This is a genomic window from Pseudomonas sp. TUM25319, from assembly GCF_056388475.1.
In genome coordinates, this window is the sequence record NZ_CM150751.1 from 78,049 (window position 1) to 100,153 (window position 22,105).

The 22,105-nt window shown below is 64.5% G+C and carries 22 protein-coding genes; 9 read left to right on the forward strand and 13 right to left on the reverse strand.

Going from position 1 to position 22,105, the window contains the following annotated elements; genetic code table 11:
* Positions 1-90: 90 nt before the first annotated feature.
* Complete coding sequence (locus AC05QJ_RS00310; protein WP_476745085.1) at positions 91-1,029, reverse strand: zinc ABC transporter substrate-binding protein; 939 nt, start codon at positions 1,027-1,029, stop codon at positions 91-93.
* A gap of 57 nt (positions 1,030-1,086) precedes the next feature.
* Between AC05QJ_RS00310 and zur the strand changes: the two genes are divergently transcribed.
* The 4 genes from zur to AC05QJ_RS00330 all read left to right on the forward strand — a co-directional run bounded on the left by zur (position 1,087) and on the right by AC05QJ_RS00330 (position 3,959).
* On the forward strand, positions 1,087-1,569 hold the full coding sequence (gene zur / locus AC05QJ_RS00315; RefSeq protein ID WP_476745086.1) for a zinc uptake transcriptional repressor Zur: 483 nt from the start codon (positions 1,087-1,089) through the stop codon (positions 1,567-1,569).
* Positions 1,569-2,336 (forward strand): zinc ABC transporter ATP-binding protein ZnuC, encoded by a 768-nt coding sequence (znuC, locus tag AC05QJ_RS00320; protein ID WP_476745087.1) that lies wholly within the window; start codon positions 1,569-1,571, stop codon positions 2,334-2,336. The genes zur and znuC overlap by 1 nt, the downstream gene beginning before the upstream one ends.
* Positions 2,329-3,111, forward strand: coding sequence for a zinc ABC transporter permease subunit ZnuB (gene znuB / locus AC05QJ_RS00325; RefSeq protein ID WP_476745088.1), 783 nt, complete (start codon positions 2,329-2,331; stop codon positions 3,109-3,111). Before znuC ends, znuB begins: the two co-directional genes overlap by 8 nt.
* A 137-nt stretch (positions 3,112-3,248) precedes the next feature.
* Positions 3,249-3,959, forward strand: coding sequence for a PA5502 family lipoprotein (locus AC05QJ_RS00330; RefSeq protein WP_476745089.1), 711 nt, complete (start codon positions 3,249-3,251; stop codon positions 3,957-3,959).
* A 105-nt stretch (positions 3,960-4,064) separates the two neighbouring features.
* Here AC05QJ_RS00330 and katE read toward each other — a convergent pair whose 3' ends face one another.
* Positions 4,065-6,194, reverse strand: a complete 2,130-nt coding sequence (gene katE / locus AC05QJ_RS00335) for a catalase HPII (RefSeq protein ID WP_476745090.1) — start codon at positions 6,192-6,194, stop codon at positions 4,065-4,067.
* Between the two features lie 228 nt (positions 6,195-6,422).
* Here katE and AC05QJ_RS00340 point away from each other — a divergent pair, with 228 nt between their 5' ends.
* The 3 genes from AC05QJ_RS00340 to AC05QJ_RS00350 are packed head-to-tail and all read left to right on the forward strand — an operon-like array spanning position 6,423 to position 8,932.
* Positions 6,423-7,430: a methionine ABC transporter ATP-binding protein gene (locus AC05QJ_RS00340; protein ID WP_476745091.1), complete on the forward strand. Its 1,008-nt coding sequence runs from the start codon at positions 6,423-6,425 to the stop codon at positions 7,428-7,430.
* A complete protein-coding gene (locus AC05QJ_RS00345) occupies positions 7,430-8,101 on the forward strand; it encodes a methionine ABC transporter permease (RefSeq protein ID WP_476745092.1) in 672 nt (223 codons plus the stop codon). The genes AC05QJ_RS00340 and AC05QJ_RS00345 overlap by 1 nt, the downstream gene beginning before the upstream one ends.
* Positions 8,102-8,158: 57 nt before the next feature.
* Positions 8,159-8,932, forward strand: coding sequence for a MetQ/NlpA family ABC transporter substrate-binding protein (locus AC05QJ_RS00350; protein WP_476745093.1), 774 nt, complete (start codon positions 8,159-8,161; stop codon positions 8,930-8,932).
* A 121-nt stretch (positions 8,933-9,053) separates the two neighbouring features.
* On the opposite strand, the gene AC05QJ_RS00355 is transcribed toward AC05QJ_RS00350, so the two are convergent.
* The 5 genes from AC05QJ_RS00355 to AC05QJ_RS00375 are packed head-to-tail and all read right to left on the reverse strand — an operon-like array spanning position 9,054 to position 12,964.
* A complete protein-coding gene (locus AC05QJ_RS00355; protein ID WP_476745094.1) occupies positions 9,054-9,686 on the reverse strand; it encodes an SCO family protein in 633 nt (210 codons plus the stop codon).
* On the reverse strand, positions 9,683-10,582 hold the full coding sequence (cyoE, locus tag AC05QJ_RS00360; RefSeq protein WP_476745095.1) for a heme o synthase: 900 nt from the start codon (positions 10,580-10,582) through the stop codon (positions 9,683-9,685). The genes AC05QJ_RS00355 and cyoE overlap by 4 nt, the downstream gene beginning before the upstream one ends.
* Positions 10,567-11,649, reverse strand: a complete 1,083-nt coding sequence (locus AC05QJ_RS00365; RefSeq protein ID WP_476745096.1) for a COX15/CtaA family protein — start codon at positions 11,647-11,649, stop codon at positions 10,567-10,569. The genes cyoE and AC05QJ_RS00365 overlap by 16 nt, the downstream gene beginning before the upstream one ends.
* A gap of 9 nt (positions 11,650-11,658) precedes the next feature.
* The gene (locus AC05QJ_RS00370) at positions 11,659-12,252 is read right to left on the reverse strand and encodes a hypothetical protein (RefSeq protein ID WP_476745097.1); all 594 of its coding nucleotides are present in this window, start codon (positions 12,250-12,252) and stop codon (positions 11,659-11,661) included.
* Positions 12,218-12,964, reverse strand: coding sequence for an SURF1 family protein (locus tag AC05QJ_RS00375; RefSeq protein ID WP_476745098.1), 747 nt, complete (start codon positions 12,962-12,964; stop codon positions 12,218-12,220). The genes AC05QJ_RS00370 and AC05QJ_RS00375 overlap by 35 nt, the downstream gene beginning before the upstream one ends.
* Before the next feature lie 48 nt (positions 12,965-13,012).
* Here AC05QJ_RS00375 and AC05QJ_RS00380 point away from each other — a divergent pair, with 48 nt between their 5' ends.
* Complete coding sequence (locus tag AC05QJ_RS00380) at positions 13,013-13,216, forward strand: twin transmembrane helix small protein (protein ID WP_476745099.1); 204 nt, start codon at positions 13,013-13,015, stop codon at positions 13,214-13,216.
* A gap of 9 nt (positions 13,217-13,225) precedes the next feature.
* Here AC05QJ_RS00380 and AC05QJ_RS00385 read toward each other — a convergent pair whose 3' ends face one another.
* Genes AC05QJ_RS00385 through coxB form a run of 4 tightly spaced genes read right to left on the reverse strand, consistent with a single transcriptional unit; the run spans position 13,226 to position 17,451 of the window.
* Positions 13,226-14,110, reverse strand: coding sequence for a cytochrome c oxidase subunit 3 (locus tag AC05QJ_RS00385; RefSeq protein WP_476745100.1), 885 nt, complete (start codon positions 14,108-14,110; stop codon positions 13,226-13,228).
* Positions 14,111-14,122: 12 nt separating this feature from the next.
* Entirely contained in the window at positions 14,123-14,692 is a 570-nt protein-coding gene (locus AC05QJ_RS00390) for a cytochrome c oxidase assembly protein (RefSeq protein ID WP_476745101.1), read from the reverse strand.
* A gap of 16 nt (positions 14,693-14,708) precedes the next feature.
* Entirely contained in the window at positions 14,709-16,301 is a 1,593-nt protein-coding gene (ctaD, locus tag AC05QJ_RS00395) for a cytochrome c oxidase subunit I (protein WP_476745102.1), read from the reverse strand.
* Positions 16,302-16,323: 22 nt separating this feature from the next.
* Positions 16,324-17,451 carry a cytochrome c oxidase subunit II gene (coxB, locus tag AC05QJ_RS00400; RefSeq protein WP_476745103.1) on the reverse strand — a complete coding sequence of 376 codons (1,128 nt, stop codon included), beginning with the start codon at positions 17,449-17,451 and terminating at the stop codon, positions 16,324-16,326.
* A gap of 368 nt (positions 17,452-17,819) precedes the next feature.
* Here coxB and AC05QJ_RS00405 point away from each other — a divergent pair, with 368 nt between their 5' ends.
* On the forward strand, positions 17,820-18,473 hold the full coding sequence (locus tag AC05QJ_RS00405) for a hypothetical protein (protein WP_476745104.1): 654 nt from the start codon (positions 17,820-17,822) through the stop codon (positions 18,471-18,473).
* A gap of 142 nt (positions 18,474-18,615) precedes the next feature.
* Here the strand turns inward: AC05QJ_RS00405 and AC05QJ_RS00410 are convergent, their stop codons facing one another.
* Together AC05QJ_RS00410 and AC05QJ_RS00415 are read right to left on the reverse strand one after the other, a co-directional pair.
* A complete protein-coding gene (locus tag AC05QJ_RS00410) occupies positions 18,616-21,003 on the reverse strand; it encodes a TonB-dependent siderophore receptor (RefSeq protein ID WP_476747841.1) in 2,388 nt (795 codons plus the stop codon).
* 130 nt (positions 21,004-21,133) lie between these two features.
* Positions 21,134-22,102 (reverse strand): FecR domain-containing protein, encoded by a 969-nt coding sequence (locus AC05QJ_RS00415; RefSeq protein ID WP_476745105.1) that lies wholly within the window; start codon positions 22,100-22,102, stop codon positions 21,134-21,136.
* Between the last annotated feature and the right edge of the window lie 3 nt (positions 22,103-22,105).

The following is a 22,105-nucleotide window of genomic DNA, read 5'->3' on the forward strand; positions in this document are numbered from 1 at the left end:
GGGATATGCAACCCTTCGGATTTTGAGCAAGACAGTTGCTCCCACAGGTGGTCAGACGCCGTGGGAGCTGGCTTGCCAGCGATGACGGCGCTACAGACTCTCCAGGCAACCCGCCAACCCGTTGCCCAGGTTATCCAGCAACTGCTCATACCCCTGAGCCGTCACCGTCAGCGTCCCGCCCAGCGCATCCAGTTCCGCCAGTTTCACCGGCAGCCCCGCCGTCAGGGTCTCGGCCAGACGCGGACGCAGCGGCGGCTCGCTGAACACGCAGGTCTTGCCCGCTTCCTGCAGCCGCTTGCGCATCGCCGCCACATGCTGGGCGCCCGGCTGCACTTCCGCAGCCACGCTGAAGACGCCGGCATGCTTCAGGCCATAGGCCGACTCGAAGTAATCGAACGCTTCATGGAAGACGAAGAACGGCTTGCCGACAATGCCGGTCAGACGGGTCTCGAGACGCTGGTCGAGGGCATCGAGACGCTGCTTGAAGGCGCTCAGGTTGCTCTGGTAGCGAGCAGCATTGGCCGGATCGGCGGCGCTGAGGTCGGCACTCATGCGCTCGGCAATCACCCGGGCATTGACCGTCGACAGCCACAAGTGGGCGTCGAGGCTGCCGGGACGGTGATCGTGATCATGCTCATCAGGATCGTCAGCGTGCTCTTCATGGGAATGGCTGTCTTCGCCAAAGTGGCGCAGGTGCATGCCCGGCAGGCTCTGTACCGCGACGGTAGGCTTGCCACGACCGTTCAGCACCCGTGGCAGGAAACCTTCCATATCCGGGCCGATCCAGTACAGCAGGTCCACCTCGGCCACCTTGCGCACATCGGACGGGCGCAGCGCGTAGTGGTGCGGTGACGCCCCCGGCGGCAGCAGCACTTGCGGCGTGCCGACGCCATCCTGCACCGCAGCGGCGATCAGTTGCAGGGGCTGGATGCTGGTCAGCACGCGTACCTCGGCATGGGCCGGGGTCAGGACGACCAGGGTTGAGACAAAAGCGACAAAAAGGGCAAAAAATCGGGACACGATGAGCACTCGGCGCGGCAAAGACGGGTAACATAATAACGTCTCTCACCAAAACCGTCGCCGCCCATGCCCAATACTCCGCTGGCCAACCGCCCACACGATCATTCCCATTGCGTTCACACCGCCCTGGCCGAAGCCGATGCGCTGTGCGCCCGCCAGGGACTGCGCCTGACGGCCCTGCGCCGCCGCGTCCTGGAACTGGTATGGCAGAGCCACAAGCCACTGGGTGCCTACGACATCCTCGGAGTGCTGAGCGAGCAGGATGGCCGCCGCGCCGCGCCGCCTACCGTTTATCGGGCGCTGGATTTCCTCCTGGAAAACAGCCTGGTGCACCGCATCGCCTCGCTCAACGCCTTCATCGGCTGCAACCACCCCGAGCACGCCCACCAGGGCCAGTTCCTGATCTGCCGCGAATGCCATGTGGCGATCGAGCTGGAGCAGGCCTCGATCAGCGACGCCATCATCAACAGCGCCAACGACGTCGGCTTCAGCGTGGAAGCGCAGACCGTCGAAGTGGTCGGTCTGTGCGGCAACTGCCGGAGCGCCTGATGAGCAATGCCTTGATCCGCCTGCAGCAGGTGGGCGTCTCGTTCGCCGGGCAGACCATCCTCGACAGCATCGACCTCACCGTCGAACCGGGCCAGATCGTCACCCTGATCGGCCCCAACGGCGCCGGCAAGACCACCCTCGTACGCGCCGTGCTCGGCCTGCTCAAGCCGGGCAACGGCAGCGTCTGGCGCAAGCCGAAGCTGCGCATCGGCTACATGCCGCAAAAGCTCCAGGTAGACGCCACCCTGCCGCTGTCGGTGCTGCGTTTCCTGCGCCTGGTGCCGGGTGTGGACCGCGCCGCCGCGCTGTCGGCGCTGGAAGAAGTGGGCGCCGAACAGGTGATCGACAGCCCGATCCAGACCATCTCCGGCGGCGAGATGCAGCGCGTTCTATTGGCTCGTGCCCTGCTGCGCGAACCCGAACTGCTGGTGCTGGACGAGCCGGTGCAAGGCGTCGATGTCGCCGGCCAGGCCGAGCTGTACAGCCTCATCACCCGCCTGCGCGACCGCCACGGCTGCGGCGTACTGATGGTTTCCCACGACCTGCACCTGGTAATGAGCACCACCGACCAGGTGGTCTGCCTCAACCGCCACGTCTGCTGCTCCGGCCACCCGGAGCAAGTCAGCGGCGACCCGGCCTTCGTCGAGCTGTTCGGTAACAACGCGCCGAGCCTGGCGATCTATCACCACCATCACGACCACAGCCACGACCTGCACGGCTCGGTGGTCACGCCTCACGTTCACGGAGAAAACTGCAAGCATGGCTGATTTTCTGCTCTACGCCCTGCTCGCAGGCCTGGCCCTGGCGCTGGTGGCCGGCCCATTGGGGTCGTTCGTGGTCTGGCGGCGCATGGCCTATTTCGGCGACACCCTGTCCCACGCGGCGCTGCTGGGCGTGGCCCTGGGCTTCATGCTCGACATCAGCCCGGCCCTGGCGGTCACCGTCGGCTGCCTGTTGCTGGCGTTGCTGTTGGTCACCCTGCAACAACGCCAGCCCCTGGCCTCTGACACCCTGCTGGGGATCCTCGCCCCAAGCACGCTGTCGCTGGGCCTTGTGGTATTGAGTTTCATGCACGATGTGCGCATCGACCTGATGGCTTACCTGTTCGGCGACCTGCTCGCCATCAGCCCCGGCGACCTGGCCTGGATCCTCGGCGGCAGCGCGGCGGTGCTGCTGTTGATGGTGGCGCTGTGGCGTCCGCTGCTGGCGGTTACCGTGCACGAGGAACTGGCGCGGGTCGAGGGCCTGCCAGTGGCCGGCCTGCGTCTGGCCTTGATGCTGCTGATCGCGGTGGTGATTGCCGTAGCGATGAAAATCGTCGGCGTACTGCTCATCACCTCGCTGCTGATCATTCCCGCCGCCGCCGCCCAGCGTCACGCCCGTTCGCCTGAGCAGATGGCCCTGGGCGCCAGCCTGCTGGGCGTGGTCGCGGTGTGCGGCGGGCTGGCGATGTCCTGGTTCAAGGACACCCCGGCCGGACCGTCGATCGTGGTCTGCGCCGCAGTGCTATTCTTGCTGAGCCTGGCTATTCCCAAGCGTTGACCTCAGCCCGGACATCGCCCCCCCGGCGGGCGTGTCCGGCCTCATGATTTACACGGGCGCCTTCGAAGGAATGATGTTCGACACCATGGACTGGGTGTAGACTTGCTCGTTTTTTGCGCAAATAGAGAGTCGTAGGAATGAAGCCGTTCGCCTCCCGTTATCTGCTCCTTGCCGCGTTTTCGCTGATGCTCACTGCCTGCGCCAGCAAGCCGGTGGAGGCCCCGGCCGCGCCCGCCGCACCGGATGCCTGGCAGGCACTGCAACAGAGCATCGCCAGCAACGAACTGGCCACTGCCGAAGATCAGCTCGCCACGCTGCAGGCCAAGTCGCCCGACGACAGCCGCGTCGAACAGTACCAGCGCCAGTTGGCCGAGGCGTATCTGCAGCGCAGTCAGATCGTCCTGCAGAAAGGTGATGTGAACGCCGCCGCCACGGCTCTGGCCCGTGCCCGTGCGCTGATGCCCAAGGCGCCGGCGCTGACCGGCGGTGTCAACGGTGCCATCGCCCAGGCGCGCAAGGCCGAGCTGGACAAGGCCGAGGCCGCGTTGAAAGCCGCCGAGGCCAAGCCCAAAGCCCGCTTGATCGACCCCACCGCCCCGAGCACGGTAATCGCCCTGGATATCCGCGAAATCGGCAAACTGCGTCGCCAGCTCGACGACATTGCCGCCGACGTGGTCAATTACCAGTGCGACGTGCTGTTCCAGGTGCCGCGCACCGCTGACTACCCGTGGCTGTCGGGCCTGCTGGCCAAGCGCGTGAACAAGCGCGATCCGGATTTCGAACTGCAGCAGAAGCATGAGATCCAGCGCCGCCTGCCGGCTCAGGTGGTCCTCACACCCCGCCGTTGAAGGCAGCCGCAAGTTTCTAGCTGCAAGCTTCAAGCAAGAACAGTCGGCGCCGAACCGCTTTTCTCTTGCCGCTTGAAACTTGCAGCTTGCAACTTGCAACTGCCGTCAGGCCGGAATGGCTTTGGCCGCCGCCTCCCGCTCCCACACCCGGTGCTTGCCGATGGCGTTGATGAACGCCTTGACCGCCTTGGCGTCGCCACCGGTCAGCAGCCCGCCGTCCGCCTTGAGGTTCAGGCTGTCGAACCAGCCTTGCCCGTCGTGACTGCCGATCGGCTTGAGGTGCTTGTAGGCCTCGAGAATGAAATGCACCGCCACGCCATCACCCTTAAGTGCGTCGGTCGTCTTGCCGGCCACCCACACCGCATCGAAGGCCACCGACGGCAGCCCCTCCATCGACGCATCCACTGCCTGTGCCTTGCCCGCCGAGGTCTGCACCGGCGCCGAGGTCGGGCCGAGGAGCTTGATCTGCAGGCTCTCGGCCTCCAGTGCCTTGACCAGCTTGTCCAGTTGCGCGGCATCGACGCCATCGGCCACCAGCACGGCAACCTTGCGGCCCTTGATGGTTTCGCCCGGATGATTCATCTGGCTCAGTGCCGGTGAAGCCTTGAGCGAGAGCTCAGGGGTGTCCACGGTCCCGGCTTTCGGCGCCGGCAGACCGAGATTGGCCGCCACCTTGGCCGCCAGGTCCAGGTCGATGTTGGCGAGAATCTCGTTCACCTCGCGCACGCGGATATGCTCGCGCTCCACTTTGCCCAGTTCGAAGCTGTAGGCCGCCACGATGTGCTGTTGCTCGGTGGGGCTCATGCTGTGGAAGAACAGCCGGGCCTGGGAGAAGTGGTCGCCGAACGACTCGCTGCGCTGGCGGATCTTGTGCGCCTCGATGCGCTCCGGATAGGACTCGAAGCCGCCATCACGCGGGCCGGGCGGTGTCTCTTTGGGCCAGCCGCCATCGATGGAGTTGGGCTCGTAGGCCGCGCGGCCCTTGTCGATCGTGACCCGGTGCATGGCGTCGCGCTGGCCGTTGTGGTTGGGCGCAACCGGGCGGTTGATCGGGATTTCATGGAAGTTCGGCCCACCCAGGCGGCTGATCTGCGTGTCGGTGTAGGAGAACAGCCGGCCTTGCAGCAGCGGGTCGTTGCTGAAGTCGATGCCAGGCACGATATGGCCCGGGCAGAAGGCGACCTGCTCGACTTCGGCGAAGAAGTTGTCCGGGTTGCGGTTGAGCACCATCTTGCCCAGCGGCGTCACCGGCACCAGTTCTTCGGGAATGATCTTGGTCGGGTCGAGCAAATCGAACTCGAACTGGTGTTCGTCGGCCTCGGGGACGATCTGCACGCCCAGCTCCCACTCCGGATAGTTGCCGGTCTCGATGGCTTCCCAGAGGTCGCGGCGATGGTAGTCGGTGTCCTTGCCGGCAAGTTTCTGCGCTTCGTCCCAAAGCAGCGACAGCACGCCCTGTTTCGGCTTCCAGTGGAATTTGACGAAACTGGCGACGCCTTCGGCGTTGACCAGGCGGAAGGTATGCACACCGAAGCCTTCCATGGTCCGCAGGCTTTTCGGGATGGCCCGGTCGGACATGGCCCAGATCACCATGTGCGCCGACTCAGGCACCAGCGAGACGAAGTCCCAGAACGTGTCATGGGCCGAGCCGCCGGTGGGGATCTCGTTGTGGGGCTCGGGCTTCACGGCATGAACGAAGTCGGGAAATTTCACCGCGTCCTGGATGAAGAACACCGGCATGTTGTTGCCCACCAGGTCGAAGTTGCCTTCGTCGGTGAAGAACTTCACCGCGAAGCCCCGCACGTCGCGCACCGTATCACCCGAGCCGCGCGGGCCCTGGACAGTGGAGAAACGCACGAACACCGGGGTGATTTTCTCCGGGTCCTGGAGGAAGCCGGCCTTGGTCAGTTCGGCGTGATTGCCGTAGGACTGGAAGTAACCATGGGCGCCGCAACCACGGGCGTGGACGATGCGCTCCGGAATGCGCTCATGGTCAAAATGCGTGATCTTCTCGCGCATGATGAAGTCTTCCAGCAGCGAGGGGCCGCGGGCGCCAGCCTTGAGGCTGTTCTGGTTATCGGCAACCTTCACGCCCTGGTTGGTGCGCAGGGCCTGACCGGTGGCGTCGCTGCGCACCGCTTCCAGGCTCTGCAGCTTGGCGTTGGTGTTGGCGCGGTCGGGTGTATCGACACCCGCGAGCTGGCTCTGGTTGGGCGCGTCTTTCTTGCTGGGCATGGTCTGCAGTCCTCATCAGTCTTCACGGGCTACCCGTTGCGGGCTTGTTTTGTTAGTGACTGAGCAGGCGAGACGGGCGTTCAATCGGATGTGCCGACCGCTGATCGCGTTATTCCCACGGCATTGGACGATTACGAAATAAATGCTAAGAACAACTAAACGAACAGGCTAAAATGCGCGACCGGCTAACCGCTGACCCCATTTCATGCGCCCCACAAGGTTCGCTACGTGATCGAGTTTCAACAAGTCCACAAGACCTACCGCGTCGCCGGTAGGGACATTCCCGCGCTGCACCCCACCAGCCTCTGCATCGACAACGGCCAGGTGTTCGGCCTGATCGGCCATTCCGGTGCCGGCAAAAGTACGCTGCTGCGCCTGATCAACCGCCTGGAAGAGCCCAGCGGCGGCAAGATCATCGTCGATGGCGAAGACGTCACCGCCTTCGATGCCAGCCACCTGCGCCGTTTCCGCCAGCAGGTCGGGATGATCTTCCAGCACTTCAACCTGCTCGCCTCCAAGACCGTGGCCGACAACGTCGCCCTGCCACTGACCCTGGCCGGCGAGCTGTCGCGCAAGGAAATCGACGCACGGGTCAGCGAGCTGCTGGCGCGGGTCGGCCTGTCCGAGCACGCGAAAAAGTACCCGGCCCAGCTTTCCGGCGGGCAGAAGCAGCGCGTCGGCATCGCCCGCGCCCTGTCGACCCAGCCGAAGATCCTGCTGTGCGACGAGGCCACCAGTGCCCTCGACCCCCAGACCACCGCCTCGGTGCTGCAACTGCTGGCCGAAATCAACCGCGAGCTGAAGCTGACCATCGTCCTCATCACCCATGAAATGGACGTGATCCGCCGCGTCTGCGACCGGGTCGCGGTGATGGACGCCGGGCAGATCGTCGAGCAGGGCTCGGTGGCCGAGGTGTTCCTGCATCCGAAGCACCCGACCACCAAGCGCTTTGTCCAGGAAGACGAGCAGGTCGACGAAGCCGAGCAGCGCGACGACTTCGCCCACGTGCCAGGCCGCATCGTGCGCCTGACCTTCCAGGGCGATGCCACCTACGCGCCGCTGCTGGGCACCGTGGCCCGCGAGACGGGCGTGGACTACAGCATCCTGGCCGGTCGCATCGACCGCATCAAGGACACTCCGTACGGGCAACTGACCCTGGCCGTCACCGGCGGCGACATGGAAGCGGCCTTCGCCCGCTTCACCGCGGCTGACGTTCATATGGAGGTATTGCGCTGATGGACGCCCTGAATTTCTTCGCCAACGTCGACTGGTCCGAGATCTGGCTGGCCACCGGCGACACCATGATCATGCTGTTCGGCTCGCTGCTGTTCACCGTATTGCTGGGCCTGCCGCTTGGCGTGCTGCTGTTCCTCTGCGGGCCACGGCAGATGTTCGAACAGAAGGGTGTCTACGCGCTGCTGTCGCTGGTGGTGAACATCCTGCGCTCGCTGCCGTTCATCATCCTGCTGATCGTGATGATCCCGATCACCGTGTTGATCACCGGCACCTCGCTGGGTGTGGCCGGTGCCATCCCGCCGCTGGTGGTCGGCGCCACGCCTTTCTTCGCCCGCCTGGTGGAAACCGCGCTGCGCGAGGTGGACCGCGGCATCATCGAGGCGACCCAGTCGATGGGCGCCACCACCCGCCAGATCATCATGAACGCCCTGCTGCCGGAAGCGCGGCCGGGCATCTTCGCCGCCATCACCGTCACCGCCATCACCCTGGTGTCCTACACCGCGATGGCCGGTGTGGTCGGGGCCGGCGGCCTTGGCGACCTGGCGATCCGCTTCGGCTACCAGCGTTTCCAGACCGACGTGATGATCGTCACCGTGGTCCTGCTGCTGATCCTGGTTCAAGTTCTGCAGAGCGTCGGCGACAAACTGGTTGTGCATTTTTCCCGTAAGTAAGGGTCGGCGTGACCGACACATCGGGGGTCTGCCACGGCCCCCTCAAGGAGTGATGGAATGAAAAAACTGCTTGCTGCTGTCGCCGCCTTCGCGGCCCTCTCCGCCAACGCGGCGGAAACCCTGAGCGTCGCGGCCACCGCCGTGCCGCACGCCGAGATCCTCGAATTCGTCAAGCCAACCCTGGCCAAGGAAGGCGTGGACCTGAAAGTGAAGGTCTTCACCGACTACATCCAGCCGAACGTGCAGGTTGCCGAAAAGCGTCTGGACGCCAACTTCTTCCAGCACCAGCCGTACCTGGATGAGTTCAACAAGGGCAAGGGCACCAACCTGGTCAGCGTCGCTGGCGTGCACCTGGAGCCACTGGGCGCGTACTCGAGCAAGTTCAAGACCCTGGAAGAGATCCCGTCGGGCGCCAACGTAGTCATCCCGAACGATGCCACCAACGGCGGTCGCGCCCTGTTGCTGCTGCAGAAGGCGGGTCTGATCACCCTGAAGGACAAGGCCAACATCCTGTCGACGCCCAAGGACATCGCCGAAAACCCGAAAGGCCTGAAAATCCGCGAGCTGGAAGCGGCCACCCTGCCGCGCGTACTGACCCAGGTCGACCTGGCGCTGATCAACACCAACTACGCGCTGGAAGCCAAGCTGAACCCTGAGAAAGACGCACTGATCATCGAAGGCAGCGACTCGCCTTACGTGAACATCCTGGTTGCCCGTCCTGACAACAAGGACATGGACGCACTGAAGAAACTGGTCGGTGCCCTGCACTCGCCAGAGGTGAAGCAGTTCATTCTCGAGAAGTACAAGGGCGCGGTAATCCCGGCGTTCTGATAGCTCTCTATCGCTGCTGAAGGCCTCATCGCTGGCAATGCCAGCTCCCACAAGGTTCCGGGGTGTCCTCGATATCTGTGAGAGCCGGCGTTGCCGGCGATGAGGCCCTCAAATCCCCGCCTCAATCCCGCTTCACCAACCCCGGCAATTGCGCCACCAGCTTCTGGTTGTTGAACGGCGCCCGAATGAACCCCCGCTGCGCCCCGTCCGGGCCGATCAACGCCAGGTTGCCGCTGTGATCCACGGTGTAGCCAGGCTTGCTGGTATCGGCCGGAATGAACGGAATGCTCAAGGCATTGGCCAGTTTCTGGGTAGCGTCCAGCGAGCCGGTCAGGCCGCGGAAGTCCTTGTCGAAATACCCCAGGTACTGCTTGAGCTGCGCCGGCGTGTCGCGGTTCGGGTCGACGCTGACCAGCACCACTTGCATCCGCTCCATCGCCTCTTTCGGCAGTTCGCTCTTCACCTGACGCAACTGCGCCAGGGTGGTCGGGCAGATGTCCGGGCAGAAGGTGTAGCCGAAGAACACCAGCGACCACTTGCCCTTGAGCTGGTCGACCCGCACGGGCTGGCCGTTCTCGTCGTTCATTTCCAGTTCCGGCACGGTGCGGCTCTGGGGCAGCAGAATGATGCCGGCATCGATCAGCTCGGCCGGGTTGCCCTGGCTGCGGCCATTGATCACCTTGTTGATGGTAAGCCCGAGAATCAATGCGACCAGGGCGACGAGGATGAAGACGGTTTTCTGGGTTCGAGTCATAGATTCAACAACAGGTAGTGGTCTACAAGCAGCGCGATAAAGAGCAGGAACAGGTACCAGACAGAGTACTTGAAGGTCTTGATCGCAGCGTGCGGCCGAACGCCACGGTACAACACCCAGGCCCACTGCAGGAAGCGCGCCCCCAGCAGCACGGCGCAGGCGAGGTAGAGCGGCCCACTCATATGGATGGCGTAGGGCAGCAGACTCACCGCGAGCAATACACAGGTGTAGAGCAGGATATGCACCTTGGTGTAGTGCTCGCCGTGGGTCACCGGCAGCATGGGGATGTCGGCCTTGGCGTATTCGGCCTTGCGATGGATGGCCAGGGCCCAGAAGTGCGGCGGGGTCCAGGCGAAGATGATCAGCACCAGCAGCAGCGGCTCGGCACTCAGGTGACCGCTCACCGCGACCCAGCCCAGCAGCGGCGGCGCGGCACCGGCCAGGCCGCCGATCACGATGTTCTGCGGTGTGGCGCGCTTGAGAAAGCCGGTGTAGATCACCGCATAGCCCAGCAGCGAAGCCAGGGTCAGCCAGGCGGTGAGGGCGTTGGTGAAGCTCAGCAGCAGCGCCATCCCGGACAGCGCCAGCAGCAGGGCGAACAGCAGCGCCGGCAGCGGCCCGACCCGGCCTTCGGCCAGCGGCCGTTTGTGGGTACGGGCCATCAGCGCGTCGATGCGCCGGTCCACCACATGATTGACCGCCGCTGCCGCGCCCGCGCAGAGCCCGATGCCGAGGTTGCCGAACACCAGCACCGTCCAGGGCACGCCGGCGCGGGTGGCGAGGAACATGCCCACCAACGAGGTGATGAGCATCAGCACCACCACCTTCGGCTTGGTCAGTTCCAGATAGTCCCGCCAGCCTGCGCGGACCTCGCGTTCGCTCAGAAGCGCTGCCATGGATTGTCTCCCAGATAATGAAGATCACCCGCCAGCCGCAGCGGCGTGAGGCGCCAGCCAGGGCTGACGCGACGGGCCCGCGGCTGCATCGCCAGACGGGTACGGTAGTTGACCAGGACCATGGTCAGCAGCAGCCCGGCACCGCCGGCGTTGTGCGCCACGGCAACCGCCAGCGGCAGATGGAACAGCACATTGCTGATGCCCAGGCCGATCTGCAGGCACAGCGCCGCCAGCACCAGCTTGGCCAGGCGCCGCAGGCCAACCCGGTGCAGTTGCCAGGCCAGGGTCAGCGTCACCAGGGTGACGATCAGCGCGCCGAGGCGGTGGGTCATGTGGATGGCGGTGCGGGCGTCGCTGTCGAGCTGGCCGCCGAGGTAGTTGGGGCCGATGTGCTGGGTGAGGTGAAAACCATTGGCGAAGTCCGCTTGCGGCCACCACTCGCCGTGGCAGGTGGGCAGGTCGATGCAGGCCACCGCCGCATAGTTGGCACTGACCCAACCGCCCAGGGCGATCTGCCCGATCACCAGCAACAGCGCCACCGCCGCCAGCCGGCGCACCCGTCGCGGCAGTCCCGGCAACGGCATGTAGGCCCGTGACAGGCGCAAGCTGAGCAAAAACAGCAGGCTCAAGGTGGCGAAGCCGCCGAGCAGGTGCGCCGTGACCACCTGCGGCCACAACTGCAAGGTCACCGTCCACATGCCGAACGCTGCCTGCAGGAACACCACGCCCAGCACCAGCAACGGCAGGCGATACGGCTGGCCGTCACGGCCGTGGCGGCGCAGCGCCTGCACCGCGAGCATGGCGATGACCAGCGCCAGGGTGCCGGCGAAATAGCGATGGACCATCTCGTTGCGGCCCTTGTGCGCCTCCACCGGCGAATCCGGGAAGTGCAGCTCGGCATGGGCGAGCTGGGCTTCGGTCTTGGGCACGCTGATGAAGCCGTAGCAACCCGGCCAGTCGGGGCAGCCGAGGCCGGCGTGGGTCAGGCGGGTGTAGGCGCCGAGCAGCACCACCAGCAGCGCCAGCCCGGTGGCGAAAATGGCGAGGCGATATCCAGGACGAGTCATGGCGCGCTCCTAACCGATATTGGACAGCTTGAGCAGGTGGCGTAGGTCGTTGAGCACGTCCTTGCCCTTGACCCGGGCGTCGTAGCGCAGCACCAGGTTGCCGTGGGGGTCGACGATCCACAGTTGCGCCTCGCTGCGGTTCGGGCTGACTGCGCCGTAGCGCATGGCGTCCAGCCCATAGCGCTGGAGCTGCGGATACTCGCGCTCGACCTTGTCCAGGTACGCGCCGCTCAACGGCTCGACGCTGGCCACGGCGTGCCCGGCGCGGCTGGCGTCGCGGCCCAGACCGATATTGATCTGCCGGGCCAGATAGACCAGTTGCTGACAGTCCACCGCGCAGTCCTTCGGCGCGCTGACCAGCAGTTGCCAGCGGTGCTCCTCGGACTGCACGCCCAGGTCGGCGAGGCTGCGGCCATCGCCGATCATCTCGCCGTGGTAGCTGCGCCCATCCGGCACCCAGAAATTGAGTTTGTACATGCCGGTGGCGAGCATCATCGGCCCCAGCACCACCAGCAGGATCAGGATCAGTTGCAGGCGTCCTTTGGCGCGCCCCCGCGGCGCCTTGCCTTCAGACATGTCGAGCGGACCTGTGGCGACTCCCATGGTCTTTCTCCTTTTTATTGTGTCGATGCCAGCCGAAATAGAGATAAAGCGCGATCAGGGCCGTCGCCAGGGCGAACCACTGCACGGCATAGCCCAAATGTTTTTCCGGGCCGAGGGCGACCACCGGCCAGTCCACCCGCAAACTCGCCGGGCCCGGCTCCAGCCGCAGCTCGTGGGCGTAGCCGTCACGGTCCAGTTGTTGCCAGAGGTGGGCCGGCTCGATGCTGTTGACCAGTTGCGGCCAGGCATCGCCCGGCGCATCGGCGCGCAGCAGGAAGCTGGCGCCAGGGGCGATGTAGACCCAGGCTGTCAGGTTCAGCGTCTGCTGCGGAGTGTCGAAGGCCACCGGCACCCGGCGGTCCGGCCATGGCAACCAGCCACGGTTGACCAGCCACCAGCGCTGGCTCGGCTCGTCGAAGAACGGCTGCAACACTTCGACGCCGGCGTGGCCGTCGCGCATGCGGCTGTCGGCCAGCAGGCTGTGCCCGGCATCGAAGTGGCCGCGCAGTTGCACGCGACGGTAGGCGGGGTCGGTTTCGTTGAGCATCCGTTCGCCGGTCAGCGGCGCCGCCACTTCCCGCTCGGCATAAACCTCAAGCAGCGCGCGCTTTTCATTGGCGCGGCCGAGCTGCCAGAGACCCAGGCCGACCAGTACCGGCAGCAGCATCAGCACCACCAGCGTTGGCACCACGCCAGGACGAAAGGGCCTCATCGGGCCCCCGCTATACTCAAAGTCATCACGTCCCCCGGAGTTTTCGCCATGCTCAAAGCCGCGATCGTCGTGTTGTTGCTGGCTACCATCGCCAGTCTGTTCAGCGGCCTGGTGTTTCTGGTCAAGGACGACGAGCACTCCACCCGCCTGCTCAAGGCCCTGACCGTTCGCGTCAGCCTGGCCGCCCTCACCCTTGGCCTGATCACCTGGGGTTTCTACAGCGGCCAGCTGGTCTCTCACGCCCCCTGGTAAGCCCTCCCGCTACAGCACATAAACGAAGATGAACAGCCCGACCCAGACCACATCGACGAAGTGCCAGTACCAGCTGGCCGCCTCGAAACCGAAGTGCTTGTCGGCGTTGAAATGCCCTTTCAGGACCCGCATCAGCATCACGAACAGAATCAGGGTGCCCATGGTCACGTGGGCGCCGTGGAAGCCCGTGAGCATGAAGAAGGTCGCGCCGTAGATGCCCGAACCCAGGGTCAGGCCCAGCTTGGTGTACGCCTCGTGGTACTCGTAGGCCTGCAGGATGAGGAAGGCGATGCCGAGCACCACAGTCAGCGCCAGCCAGAATTTCAGCGGGCCGCGATGGTTTTTGCGCAGCGCGTGGTGGGCGATGGTGATGGTCACGCTGGAGCTGACCAGCAGGATGGTGTTGATCAGCGGCAGGTGCCACGGATCGATGACCTCCTTGGGCGGCGGGAACAGTTTCGGGTCCGGCGTGTGCAGCAGCGGCCAGGTGAACTCGAAGTTCGGCCAGAGCATGTGCGCCACGCCCTTGGCGCCTTCACCACCGAGCCAGGGCCCGGCCAGATGGCGCACGTAGAACAGCGCACCGAAGAAGGCGATGAAGAACATCACCTCGGAAAAAATGAACCACGACATGCCCCAGCGGAACGAGCGGTCCATCTGCGGGCTGTAGAGCCCGGCACGGCTCTCCTTGATCACCGCGCCGAACCAGCCGAACAGCATGTAGGCCAGAAACAGCGCGCCAACGAAGAAGATCAGCGGCCCGTGGGAGTCGCGCCCGGCCTTGAGGTCGTTGAACCAGGTGCCGAGGCCGAACACCGTGATGAACATGCCGAGGGTGGCGATGATCGGCCACTTGCTTTGCGCCGGTACGTAGTAATGCTCGTGAGAGGCCATGAATTGTTCTCCTTATCGGGCGCTCTGCGGGTTCTGGCTGGCCACATGGGCGACCGGCGGCTGGCGAGCGGTGATGTCGAACAGCGTGTAGGCGAGCGTCAGGTGCTTCACATCCCTGGGCAGGTCGCGGTCGACGATGAAACGCACCGGCATTTCGATGCGCTCACCCGGCTGCAGCACCTGCTGGCTGAAGCAGAAGCATTCGGTCTTGTGGAAATACGCCGCCGCCTCGGCCGGCGAAATGCTCGGGATGGCCTGGGCGGTCATGGGTTTGTCGGTGGGGTTGTGGGCGACAAAGATCATCTGGTTCACCGCCCCCGGATTGACGTCGATCTGGTCGGCGGTGGAGTAGAAGTCCCAGACCATGTCGATGGCATTGGTGGACAGGAACTGCACCTTCACCGAGCGCGCCGGGTCCACTATCTGGCTACCCTCGTACTGGCCGCCGGTCTTGCCGTTGATGCCGAAGGCCCGGCACATCACGTCGTAGATCGGCACCAGGGCAAAGCCGAAGGCGAACATCACCACCGCCAGCATCAGCAGGCGGGTGACCAGGCGCTTGATCGAGAGGCCCTCGCTCATGACCGCACTCCCCCGTTCACTTCACGTCCGGCGGTGTCTGGAAGGTGTGGTACGGCGCCGGCGACGGAATCGTCCACTCCAGCCCGTCGGCGCCATCCCATGGCTTGGCCGGTGCCGGCTCGCCGCCACGGATGCACTTGATGACGATGAACAGGAAAAGCAGCTGGGTGGTGCCGAACATGAAGGCGCCGATGGAACTGATCATGTTGAAGTCGGCGAACTGCAGGTTGTAGTCCGGAATCCGCCGCGGCATGCCTGCCAGGCCCACGAAGTGCATCGGGAAGAAGGCCAGGTTCATGCCGACGAACGACAGCCAGAAATGCAGCTTGCCGAGTGTTTCGTCGTACATGTGCCCGGTCCACTTCGGCAGCCAGTAATAGGCCGAGGCGAAGATCCCGAAGATCGCCCCCGGCACCAGCACGTAGTGGAAGTGCGCCACCACGAAATAGGTGTCGTGGTACTGGAAGTCCGCCGGGGCGATGGCCAGCATCAGCCCGGAGAAGCCACCGATGGTGAACAGGATGACGAAGGCAATGGCGAACAGCATCGGCGTCTCGAAGGTCAGCGAGCCTTCCCACATGGTGCTCACCCAGTTGAACACCTTCACCCCGGTGGGCACGGCAATCAGCATGGTGGCGTACATGAAGAACAGCTCGCCCACCACCGGGATGCCCACCACGAACATGTGGTGCGCCCAGACGATGAACGACAGGAAGGCGATGGCGCCGGTGGCGTAGACCATCGAGGTGTAGCCGAACAGCGGCTTGCGCGAGAACGCCGGGATGATCGAGCTGACCGCACCGAACGCCGGCAGGATCATGATGTACACCTCGGGGTGACCGAAGAACCAGAACACATGCTGGAACAGCACCGGGTCACCGCCGCCGGCGGCACTGAAGAAGCTGGTGCCGAAGTGGATATCCATCAGCATCATGGTCACAACGCCCGCCAGCACCGGCATTACCGCGATCAGCAGGAACGCGGTGATCAGCCAGGTCCAGACGAACAGCGGCATCTTCATCAGGGTCATGCCGGGGGCGCGCAGGTTGAGGATGGTGGCGATGACGTTGATCGCCCCCATGATCGAACTGATGCCCATGAGGTGAATGGCGAAGATAAAGAAGGTCACGCTTTCCGGCGCGTAGGTGGTCGACAGCGGGGCGTAGAAGGTCCAGCCGAAGTTCGGCCCGCCACCGGGCATGAACAGGGTGGACACCAGCAGCAGGAAGGCCGCCGGCAGCAGCCAGAAGCTGAAGTTGTTCATCCGTGGCAGGGCCATGTCCGGCGCGCCGATCATCAGCGGGATCATCCAGTTGGCCAGGCCGACGAAGGCCGGCATCACCGCGCCGAAGACCATCACCAGGCCGTGCATGGTGGTCATCTGGTTGAAGAATTCCGGCTGGACGATCTGCAGGCCGGGCTGGAACAGCTCGGCGCGGATCACCATGGCGAACGAGCCGCCCAGCAGGAAGGCGCAGAAGGCGAACCACAGGTACATCGAGCCGATGTCTTTATGGTTGGTCGTCAGCACCCAGCGCATCAGGCCCTTGGCCGGGCCATGGGCGTGGTCATGCCCGGCATGACCGTGGTCGTCGATCACTGTGCTCATGTCCTGTCTCCTGAAAACCGGCTCATTTGCTTTCCGCCTGTTTGATCGCCAGCACGTCTTTCGGCGTGACCATGTCGCCCTTGTTGTTGCCCCAGGCGTTGCGTTCGTAGGTGACGACGGCAGCGATGTCGACTTCCGAGAGCTGCTTGCCGAACGCGGCCATGGCGGTGCCGGGCTTGCCGTGGAACACGATGCTCAGGTGATCTTCCTTTGGCCCCGTGGCGATCTTCGAGCCCTTCAGCGCCGGGAACATCGGCGGCAGGCCCTGGCCCTCGGCCTGGTGACAGGCCACGCAGGTGGTGTGGTAGACCTTGTCGCCGCGCTCGACCAGTTCCTGCAGCGTCCATTCCTTGCTGGTCAGTTCCTTGAGCTTGGCCGCCTCGGCCTTGCGCTCGCCAAGCCAGGCGTCGTAGTCCTCTTTCGACTTGACCTCCACCACCACCGGCATGAAGCCGTGGTCCTTGCCGCACAGCTCGGTGCACTGGCCGCGGTAGATGCCGGGTTTCTCGATGCGGGTCCAGGCTTCGTTGACGAAACCGGGAATGGCGTCGCGCTTGACCGCGAAGGCCGGCACCCACCAGGAATGGATGACGTCGGCCGCAGTGACCAGAAAGCGCACCTTCGCGCCTACCGGCAGCACCAGCGGCTGGTCGACTTCGAGCAGGTAGTGTTCGTCCTTGGGCGCCTTGTTGTGGATCTGGTCCGCCGGGGTTGCCAGGTTGCTGAAGAACTCGACGTCCTGGCCCAGGTACTTGTAGTGCCATTTCCACTGGTAGCCGGTGACCTGGATATCCACGTCCGACTCACTGGCGTCGTAGATCTCGATCAGGGTCTTGGTCGCGGGAATGGCCATGGCCACGAGGATCAGGAAGGGCACCACGGTCCAGAGGATTTCCACCCAGGTGTGTTCGTGGAAATGCGCCGGCTGCTGGCCGGTGGAGCGGCGGTGGATGATCATCGACCAGAACATCGCGCCGAATACCACGAGGCCGATCACCACGCAGATCCAGAAGATGGTCATGTGCAGGTCGAACACGGCATTGCTGACTTCGGTCGCCCCCGGCGCCATGTTCACGGTCCAGGCGGCGTGCGCTGGCGTGATTAGCGACCACAACAGGAGGCCCATCCAGACGTGTGGATGTCGCATCATTGCGGGTTCCCCTTATCGTTCTTGTTATCCCGGAGGCGGGACCTGCGGAAGGGGGCACGGCGTCAAGACTGCGGACTTCGACGGCGGCCCCCCGCTGCACATCAGGCGGGCCTCATCAGCCAAATCTCTTTCACAGCGGAGTATAGACAGGGGTCCGGACCGCGCAATGACGCGGCGGAAAAGCGCTTCGCGACGTTCAGCGATTGCCGAAAATCCTTGTAGGACATCGACTTACAACAATGATGGCACCTTGATATAACCCTGCGCCGCAAAAGGGCATAATAGTTATGAGAAATGGATCTTAGCCAATAGCAAAATAGGACTAATTTAGTGTCTTCCGTTTGTCACCGCTTGTCCCTGGAGTTGTCATGAAGATTGCCGCTTTGCGCGAGCAGATAGCCCGAGCTCACCTTCACGAAGCCGAAACCGGCCAGTTGAAGGCGCGCCTCGAGCAGCAGTTGCCTCATCTGCATCCCTTGATTCAGTTGCCCGAGCAGGACGCGCAGGGTGCGTTGAACCGTTTCGTTACCGCCTACATCGAGCAAGTCCCCGAACTGCTGGAAGCCGCCAACGAAGTCGCCCGCGAAGCCGGGATCGAATCGCAGATCAAACCGGTGCTGAAAATCGCCGAGGAGTATTTCATCACCCCTCCGCAGATCGTCGACGGCCAGGTGGGCCTGGATTGCCTGCTGGATGAAGCCTACCTGGCGCATCGCCTGGTGGAGGAAGTCAACGACCTGTACATCAAGCACTTCCAGCAGCCGCTGATCCCGCTGGATACCACGGTCGCCAACCTGATCGCGCACCAGTTGATCGGCGAGGCATTCGCCAACCAGCTGGACGAAGTGGCGCACCACTCGCTGGACCTGATGCTCGACGACGAGAGCTTCGCCCTGGAATCGGTCGAAGCCTACCGCGACAAACTGAGCAGCCCGGAGACGGGTGCGGCGTGGAAGCGCTGGCCGTGCCTGTCGCGGCAGTTGGGGGTTGGCCTGGAGCTGAACCAGCAGCAGACGGCCTGATTGCTGCTGGCCTCATCGCTGCGGTTCGGCGCCCCGACAAGCCAGCGCCCACAAAAGCCCTGGACTCCCACCACCCAGTGGGAGCCGGCTTGCCGGCGATGAGGCCGGCAGGCTCGGCAGGGCGGATCCTGCTAAAAACGCCCTACCAGTTGTAACTCACCGTCCCCAGCACCGTCCGCTCTTCACCCCAGTAGCAACGCCCGGCGTTGTTGCAGCCCGCCACGTATTCCTGGTCGAACAGGTTGCGCGCGTTGACCTCGGCCGACCAGTGCGCATTCAGCTGATAACCGATCGCCGCATCCACCAGCGTTACGTCGCCGGTGTCCAGCTTGCCGTACAGCGACGGGCTGGTGTACGCGAAGGTGCTGTCGAAATGCCGGACACCCGCCCCCAACCGCAGCCCTTTCAACTGGCCATCGAGGAAGCGGTAGCTGCTCCACACCGAGGCCTGGTTGCGCGGCACGCCAGTGATCTGGTGGTCTTCCAGCAGCGAGCCGGCCACATCCTTGGTCACCCGCGAGTCGGTGTAGGTGTAGGCCGCCGTCACGTTGATGTTTTCAGTGATGTCGCTGTTGAGCTCCAGCTCCACGCCCTTGGCACGGCTGCGACCGACGTTGCGGTAATCGCCGTTGTCATACAGCGAGTCGTCCTTCTTGCGCAGGTCGTAGACCGATGCGCTGATCAGTGTGTTCCAGCCCTTTGGTTCGTACTTCACACCGACTTCATATTGCTCGCTCAGGGTCGGGTCCAGCGGGCCGGAAGCGCTCGACACCTGCTGGGTCGGGTTGTAGGCGGTGGAGTAGCTGACATACGGCGAGACGCCATTGTCGAACTGGTACATCAAGCCGGTCTGCCAGGTGAACTGGCCGTCCCAATAGTCGAGGTCGGCCGCCGCATTGAGGGTGCCACGGCGGTTACGGTACTCGCTGTTGACCCGGTCGTAACGCCCGCCCAGCAGCAGCACCCAGTTGTCGAGACGGCTCTGGATCTGGCTGTAGACGCCGTACATCGTCTGCTCCAGCAGCGCATCCTGAACCCGCGTCGAGGTCACCGGGTCGCCGCTGTAGACCGGGTTGAACACGTTGACGGTGCCGCCGAAGCCAGCGTTCCAGTCCTGGTTGAACGAGGTGCGGTCGAGGCTGGCGCCCACCAGCAGGGTGTTTTCCAGCGCGCCGAAGGCGAAGTGGCCTTCGACCTGATTGTCCAGCGAGTAGGCGATGGACTTGTTGTAACGGTCGTAGGCGGTATTGTTCAGCGTGGTGCCGAAGCCTGCGTTGTTGAGGTTGCCCGGCCAGATTTCCTGGCGGTCGATGCGCGACTGCAGGTAGCGGGAGTTCTGCCGGTATTGCCAGCCATCATTGAACTGGTGGTGGAACTCGTAGCCCAGGGTCCAGGTTTCACGCTCGAAGTTGTCCCAGTCCGGATTGCCCAGCAGCGTGTGCTTGCTGATCTTGCCGTTGGGGTTATGGAGCAGCGTGCCGGCAGCCGGATAGCCCAGCTCCATCAGGGTGCGGTCGCGCTGGTAGGACGCCAGCAGGGTCAGGTCATTGGCCTCGTCGAAGTTCAGGGTCAGCGACGGCGCCACGTACATCCGGTCGTCCGGCTGGTGATCGACCTGGGTGCCCGACTTGCGTCCGAGCACCACCAGGCGGCCCAGCACCTTGGGGTTGTCCGCCAGCGGACCGGAAACGTCGATGCCAAGCTGGCGGCGGTCGTTGGAGCCATAGCTGAGCTGGATTTCACCGCGAGGCTGGGCGGTCGGACGCTTGCTCACCAGGTTGACCACGCCGCCCGGCGCGTTCTCGCCGTAGAGGATCGAGGTCGGCCCGCGGAACACTTCGATCCGCTCAAGGCCATAAGGCTCGCTGCTGGTGTCGTAGCGGTTGCCCTGCACCCGCAGGCCGTCGCGCAACAGGCCGTAACCGTAGTCGGTGGCGTTGAAACCGCGAATGAAGAACAGGTCGCCCGCCTGGCCATCGCCGGCGGCGAAGGGCGGGGCAAAGATGCCCGGAACGTAGCCCAGCACCTCGGTGAGGCTTTGGGACTGCTGGTCTTCCATGCGTTGGCGGGTGACCACCGACACCGAACGCGGGGTGTCGGCCAGCGCGGTACTGGTCTTGCTCGCCGTCGCCGAATGGGTGGCGCGGTAACCTTTGTCTTCCTGGCCGTTGCTGCTGGCGAGCCCCTGGCTGTTGATCGAGGTCGCATCCAGTTGCACCGCGCCACCTTCGGCGGCGGGCTGCAGCACATAACCGCCTGCGCCCTGTGGAATGGCGACCAGGCCGGTGCCGCCCAGCAACAGCGCCAGCGCCTGCTCGACGCTGTATTCACCGTCCAGCCCGGCGCTGCGCTTGCCCGCGGCGAGGCTGTCGCTGCCGGCCAGGTAAATGCCGGCCTGGCTGCTGAATTCATTGAGCACGCTGCTCAGACTGCCGGCCGCGACGTGGAAGGTCTGGAGCCGGGCACTGGCCTGCGCGGCCTGGACGGCGGCGGGCAGGAGCGCGAGCGGGGCGAAGCTGAGGAGGGTCATCGGCACGAGGGCCAACACGCAGGAGCGGGGCGACGACATGGCAGTCCCTGTTGTTTCATGGGTTCAAGGGGAGGGTTCTGCTGTTGAACCGGGCGAGAAACGGAAAGGGGAAGCGCTCGCTGAAAAAATTTCAGGCCGGCTCCACCGTCACCCACCAGTCGGTCAGCCGCTTGATCCGTACCGGCAGCGCCGCCTCCAGCAAACGCAGGGCGTGGTCGGTGTCGTCGAGGGGGAACGTGCCCATTACCGCCAGATGCGCGAGGTCCGGGTGCACGCCCAGATGCCCCGGTCTATACCGGCCCAGTGCGTCGATCAGTTCTTCCAGGGGCATGGCTTCGGCAGTCAGCCGGTTGCGCAACCAGGACTCGCCCGCCACCTGCGCCGGAGCCGGTGCCGACACCGCCAGTGATGTGAAGTCGACACGCTGGCCAGCCTCGATCAGGGCACGACTGCCGGTACGCGTGAAGATCTCCACCTGTCCCTGATACACATTGAGCCGGGCATTGCCGTCGTTGTAGCGCAGCGCCAGGCGGATCGGCGTCGAGGCCATCTGCAGCAGCCCGGCACCGGTTTCCAGCAGCAGCGGGCGACGGTCCCGCAACGACGACTGCAAAAGGATTTCGCCGAACCGCAGGTCGAGCCGGCGCTGCCGCTCATCGAAGCGGGTATCGACGGCGGTACGGGCGCCCAGCCACAAGGTACTGCCATCGGCCAGGGCGACCTCGCGGTTTTCGCCGGTGCCGGTGTGCAGGTCGGCGGTCCAGCCGCTGCGCGATGCCGCCTGCCAGCCGCCGAAGCCGGCCATCGAACCGACCGCCAGCACCAGCAGCGACTTGACCGTCTGGCGCCGCCCCAGACGCACCGGCACCCGCTCACGCAGGAGGCGCCCGGCCCGCTCGCCTTCGGCCCGCAGCGGCGCGAAGCGTTCGCCCACCCGCTCCATGTAGCGCCAGGCGGCCTGATGCTCGGCGTGCTGGTCGAACCAGCGCTGCCACTGCTCGCGGACCCCGGCCTGGTCGCCGTCTTCCAGCAGCCGCACGTACCACTGGGCGGCGTGTTCGAGGCTGGCGTGGCTGAGTGTTTCCCGGGCTGCGCTCATCGC

Coding starts and splice junctions, on each gene's coding strand:
- zur (WP_476745086.1), top strand. CDS start 1,087: ATGCCCAATACTCCGCTGGCCAACCGCCCACACGATCATTCCCATTGC.
- znuC (WP_476745087.1), top strand. CDS start 1,569: ATGAGCAATGCCTTGATCCGCCTGCAGCAGGTGGGCGTCTCGTTCGCC.
- znuB (WP_476745088.1), top strand. CDS start 2,329: ATGGCTGATTTTCTGCTCTACGCCCTGCTCGCAGGCCTGGCCCTGGCG.
- AC05QJ_RS00330 (WP_476745089.1), top strand. CDS start 3,249: ATGAAGCCGTTCGCCTCCCGTTATCTGCTCCTTGCCGCGTTTTCGCTG.
- katE (WP_476745090.1), bottom strand. CDS start 6,194: ATGCCCAGCAAGAAAGACGCGCCCAACCAGAGCCAGCTCGCGGGTGTC.
- AC05QJ_RS00345 (WP_476745092.1), top strand. CDS start 7,430: ATGGACGCCCTGAATTTCTTCGCCAACGTCGACTGGTCCGAGATCTGG.
- AC05QJ_RS00350 (WP_476745093.1), top strand. CDS start 8,159: ATGAAAAAACTGCTTGCTGCTGTCGCCGCCTTCGCGGCCCTCTCCGCC.
- AC05QJ_RS00355 (WP_476745094.1), bottom strand. CDS start 9,686: ATGACTCGAACCCAGAAAACCGTCTTCATCCTCGTCGCCCTGGTCGCA.
- cyoE (WP_476745095.1), bottom strand. CDS start 10,582: ATGGCAGCGCTTCTGAGCGAACGCGAGGTCCGCGCAGGCTGGCGGGAC.
- AC05QJ_RS00365 (WP_476745096.1), bottom strand. CDS start 11,649: ATGACTCGTCCTGGATATCGCCTCGCCATTTTCGCCACCGGGCTGGCG.
- AC05QJ_RS00370 (WP_476745097.1), bottom strand. CDS start 12,252: ATGGGAGTCGCCACAGGTCCGCTCGACATGTCTGAAGGCAAGGCGCCG.
- AC05QJ_RS00375 (WP_476745098.1), bottom strand. CDS start 12,964: ATGAGGCCCTTTCGTCCTGGCGTGGTGCCAACGCTGGTGGTGCTGATG.
- AC05QJ_RS00380 (WP_476745099.1), top strand. CDS start 13,013: ATGCTCAAAGCCGCGATCGTCGTGTTGTTGCTGGCTACCATCGCCAGT.
- AC05QJ_RS00385 (WP_476745100.1), bottom strand. CDS start 14,110: ATGGCCTCTCACGAGCATTACTACGTACCGGCGCAAAGCAAGTGGCCG.
- AC05QJ_RS00390 (WP_476745101.1), bottom strand. CDS start 14,692: ATGAGCGAGGGCCTCTCGATCAAGCGCCTGGTCACCCGCCTGCTGATG.
- ctaD (WP_476745102.1), bottom strand. CDS start 16,301: ATGAGCACAGTGATCGACGACCACGGTCATGCCGGGCATGACCACGCC.
- coxB (WP_476745103.1), bottom strand. CDS start 17,451: ATGATGCGACATCCACACGTCTGGATGGGCCTCCTGTTGTGGTCGCTA.
- AC05QJ_RS00405 (WP_476745104.1), top strand. CDS start 17,820: ATGAAGATTGCCGCTTTGCGCGAGCAGATAGCCCGAGCTCACCTTCAC.
- AC05QJ_RS00410 (WP_476747841.1), bottom strand. CDS start 21,003: ATGACCCTCCTCAGCTTCGCCCCGCTCGCGCTCCTGCCCGCCGCCGTC.
- AC05QJ_RS00415 (WP_476745105.1), bottom strand. CDS start 22,102: ATGAGCGCAGCCCGGGAAACACTCAGCCACGCCAGCCTCGAACACGCC.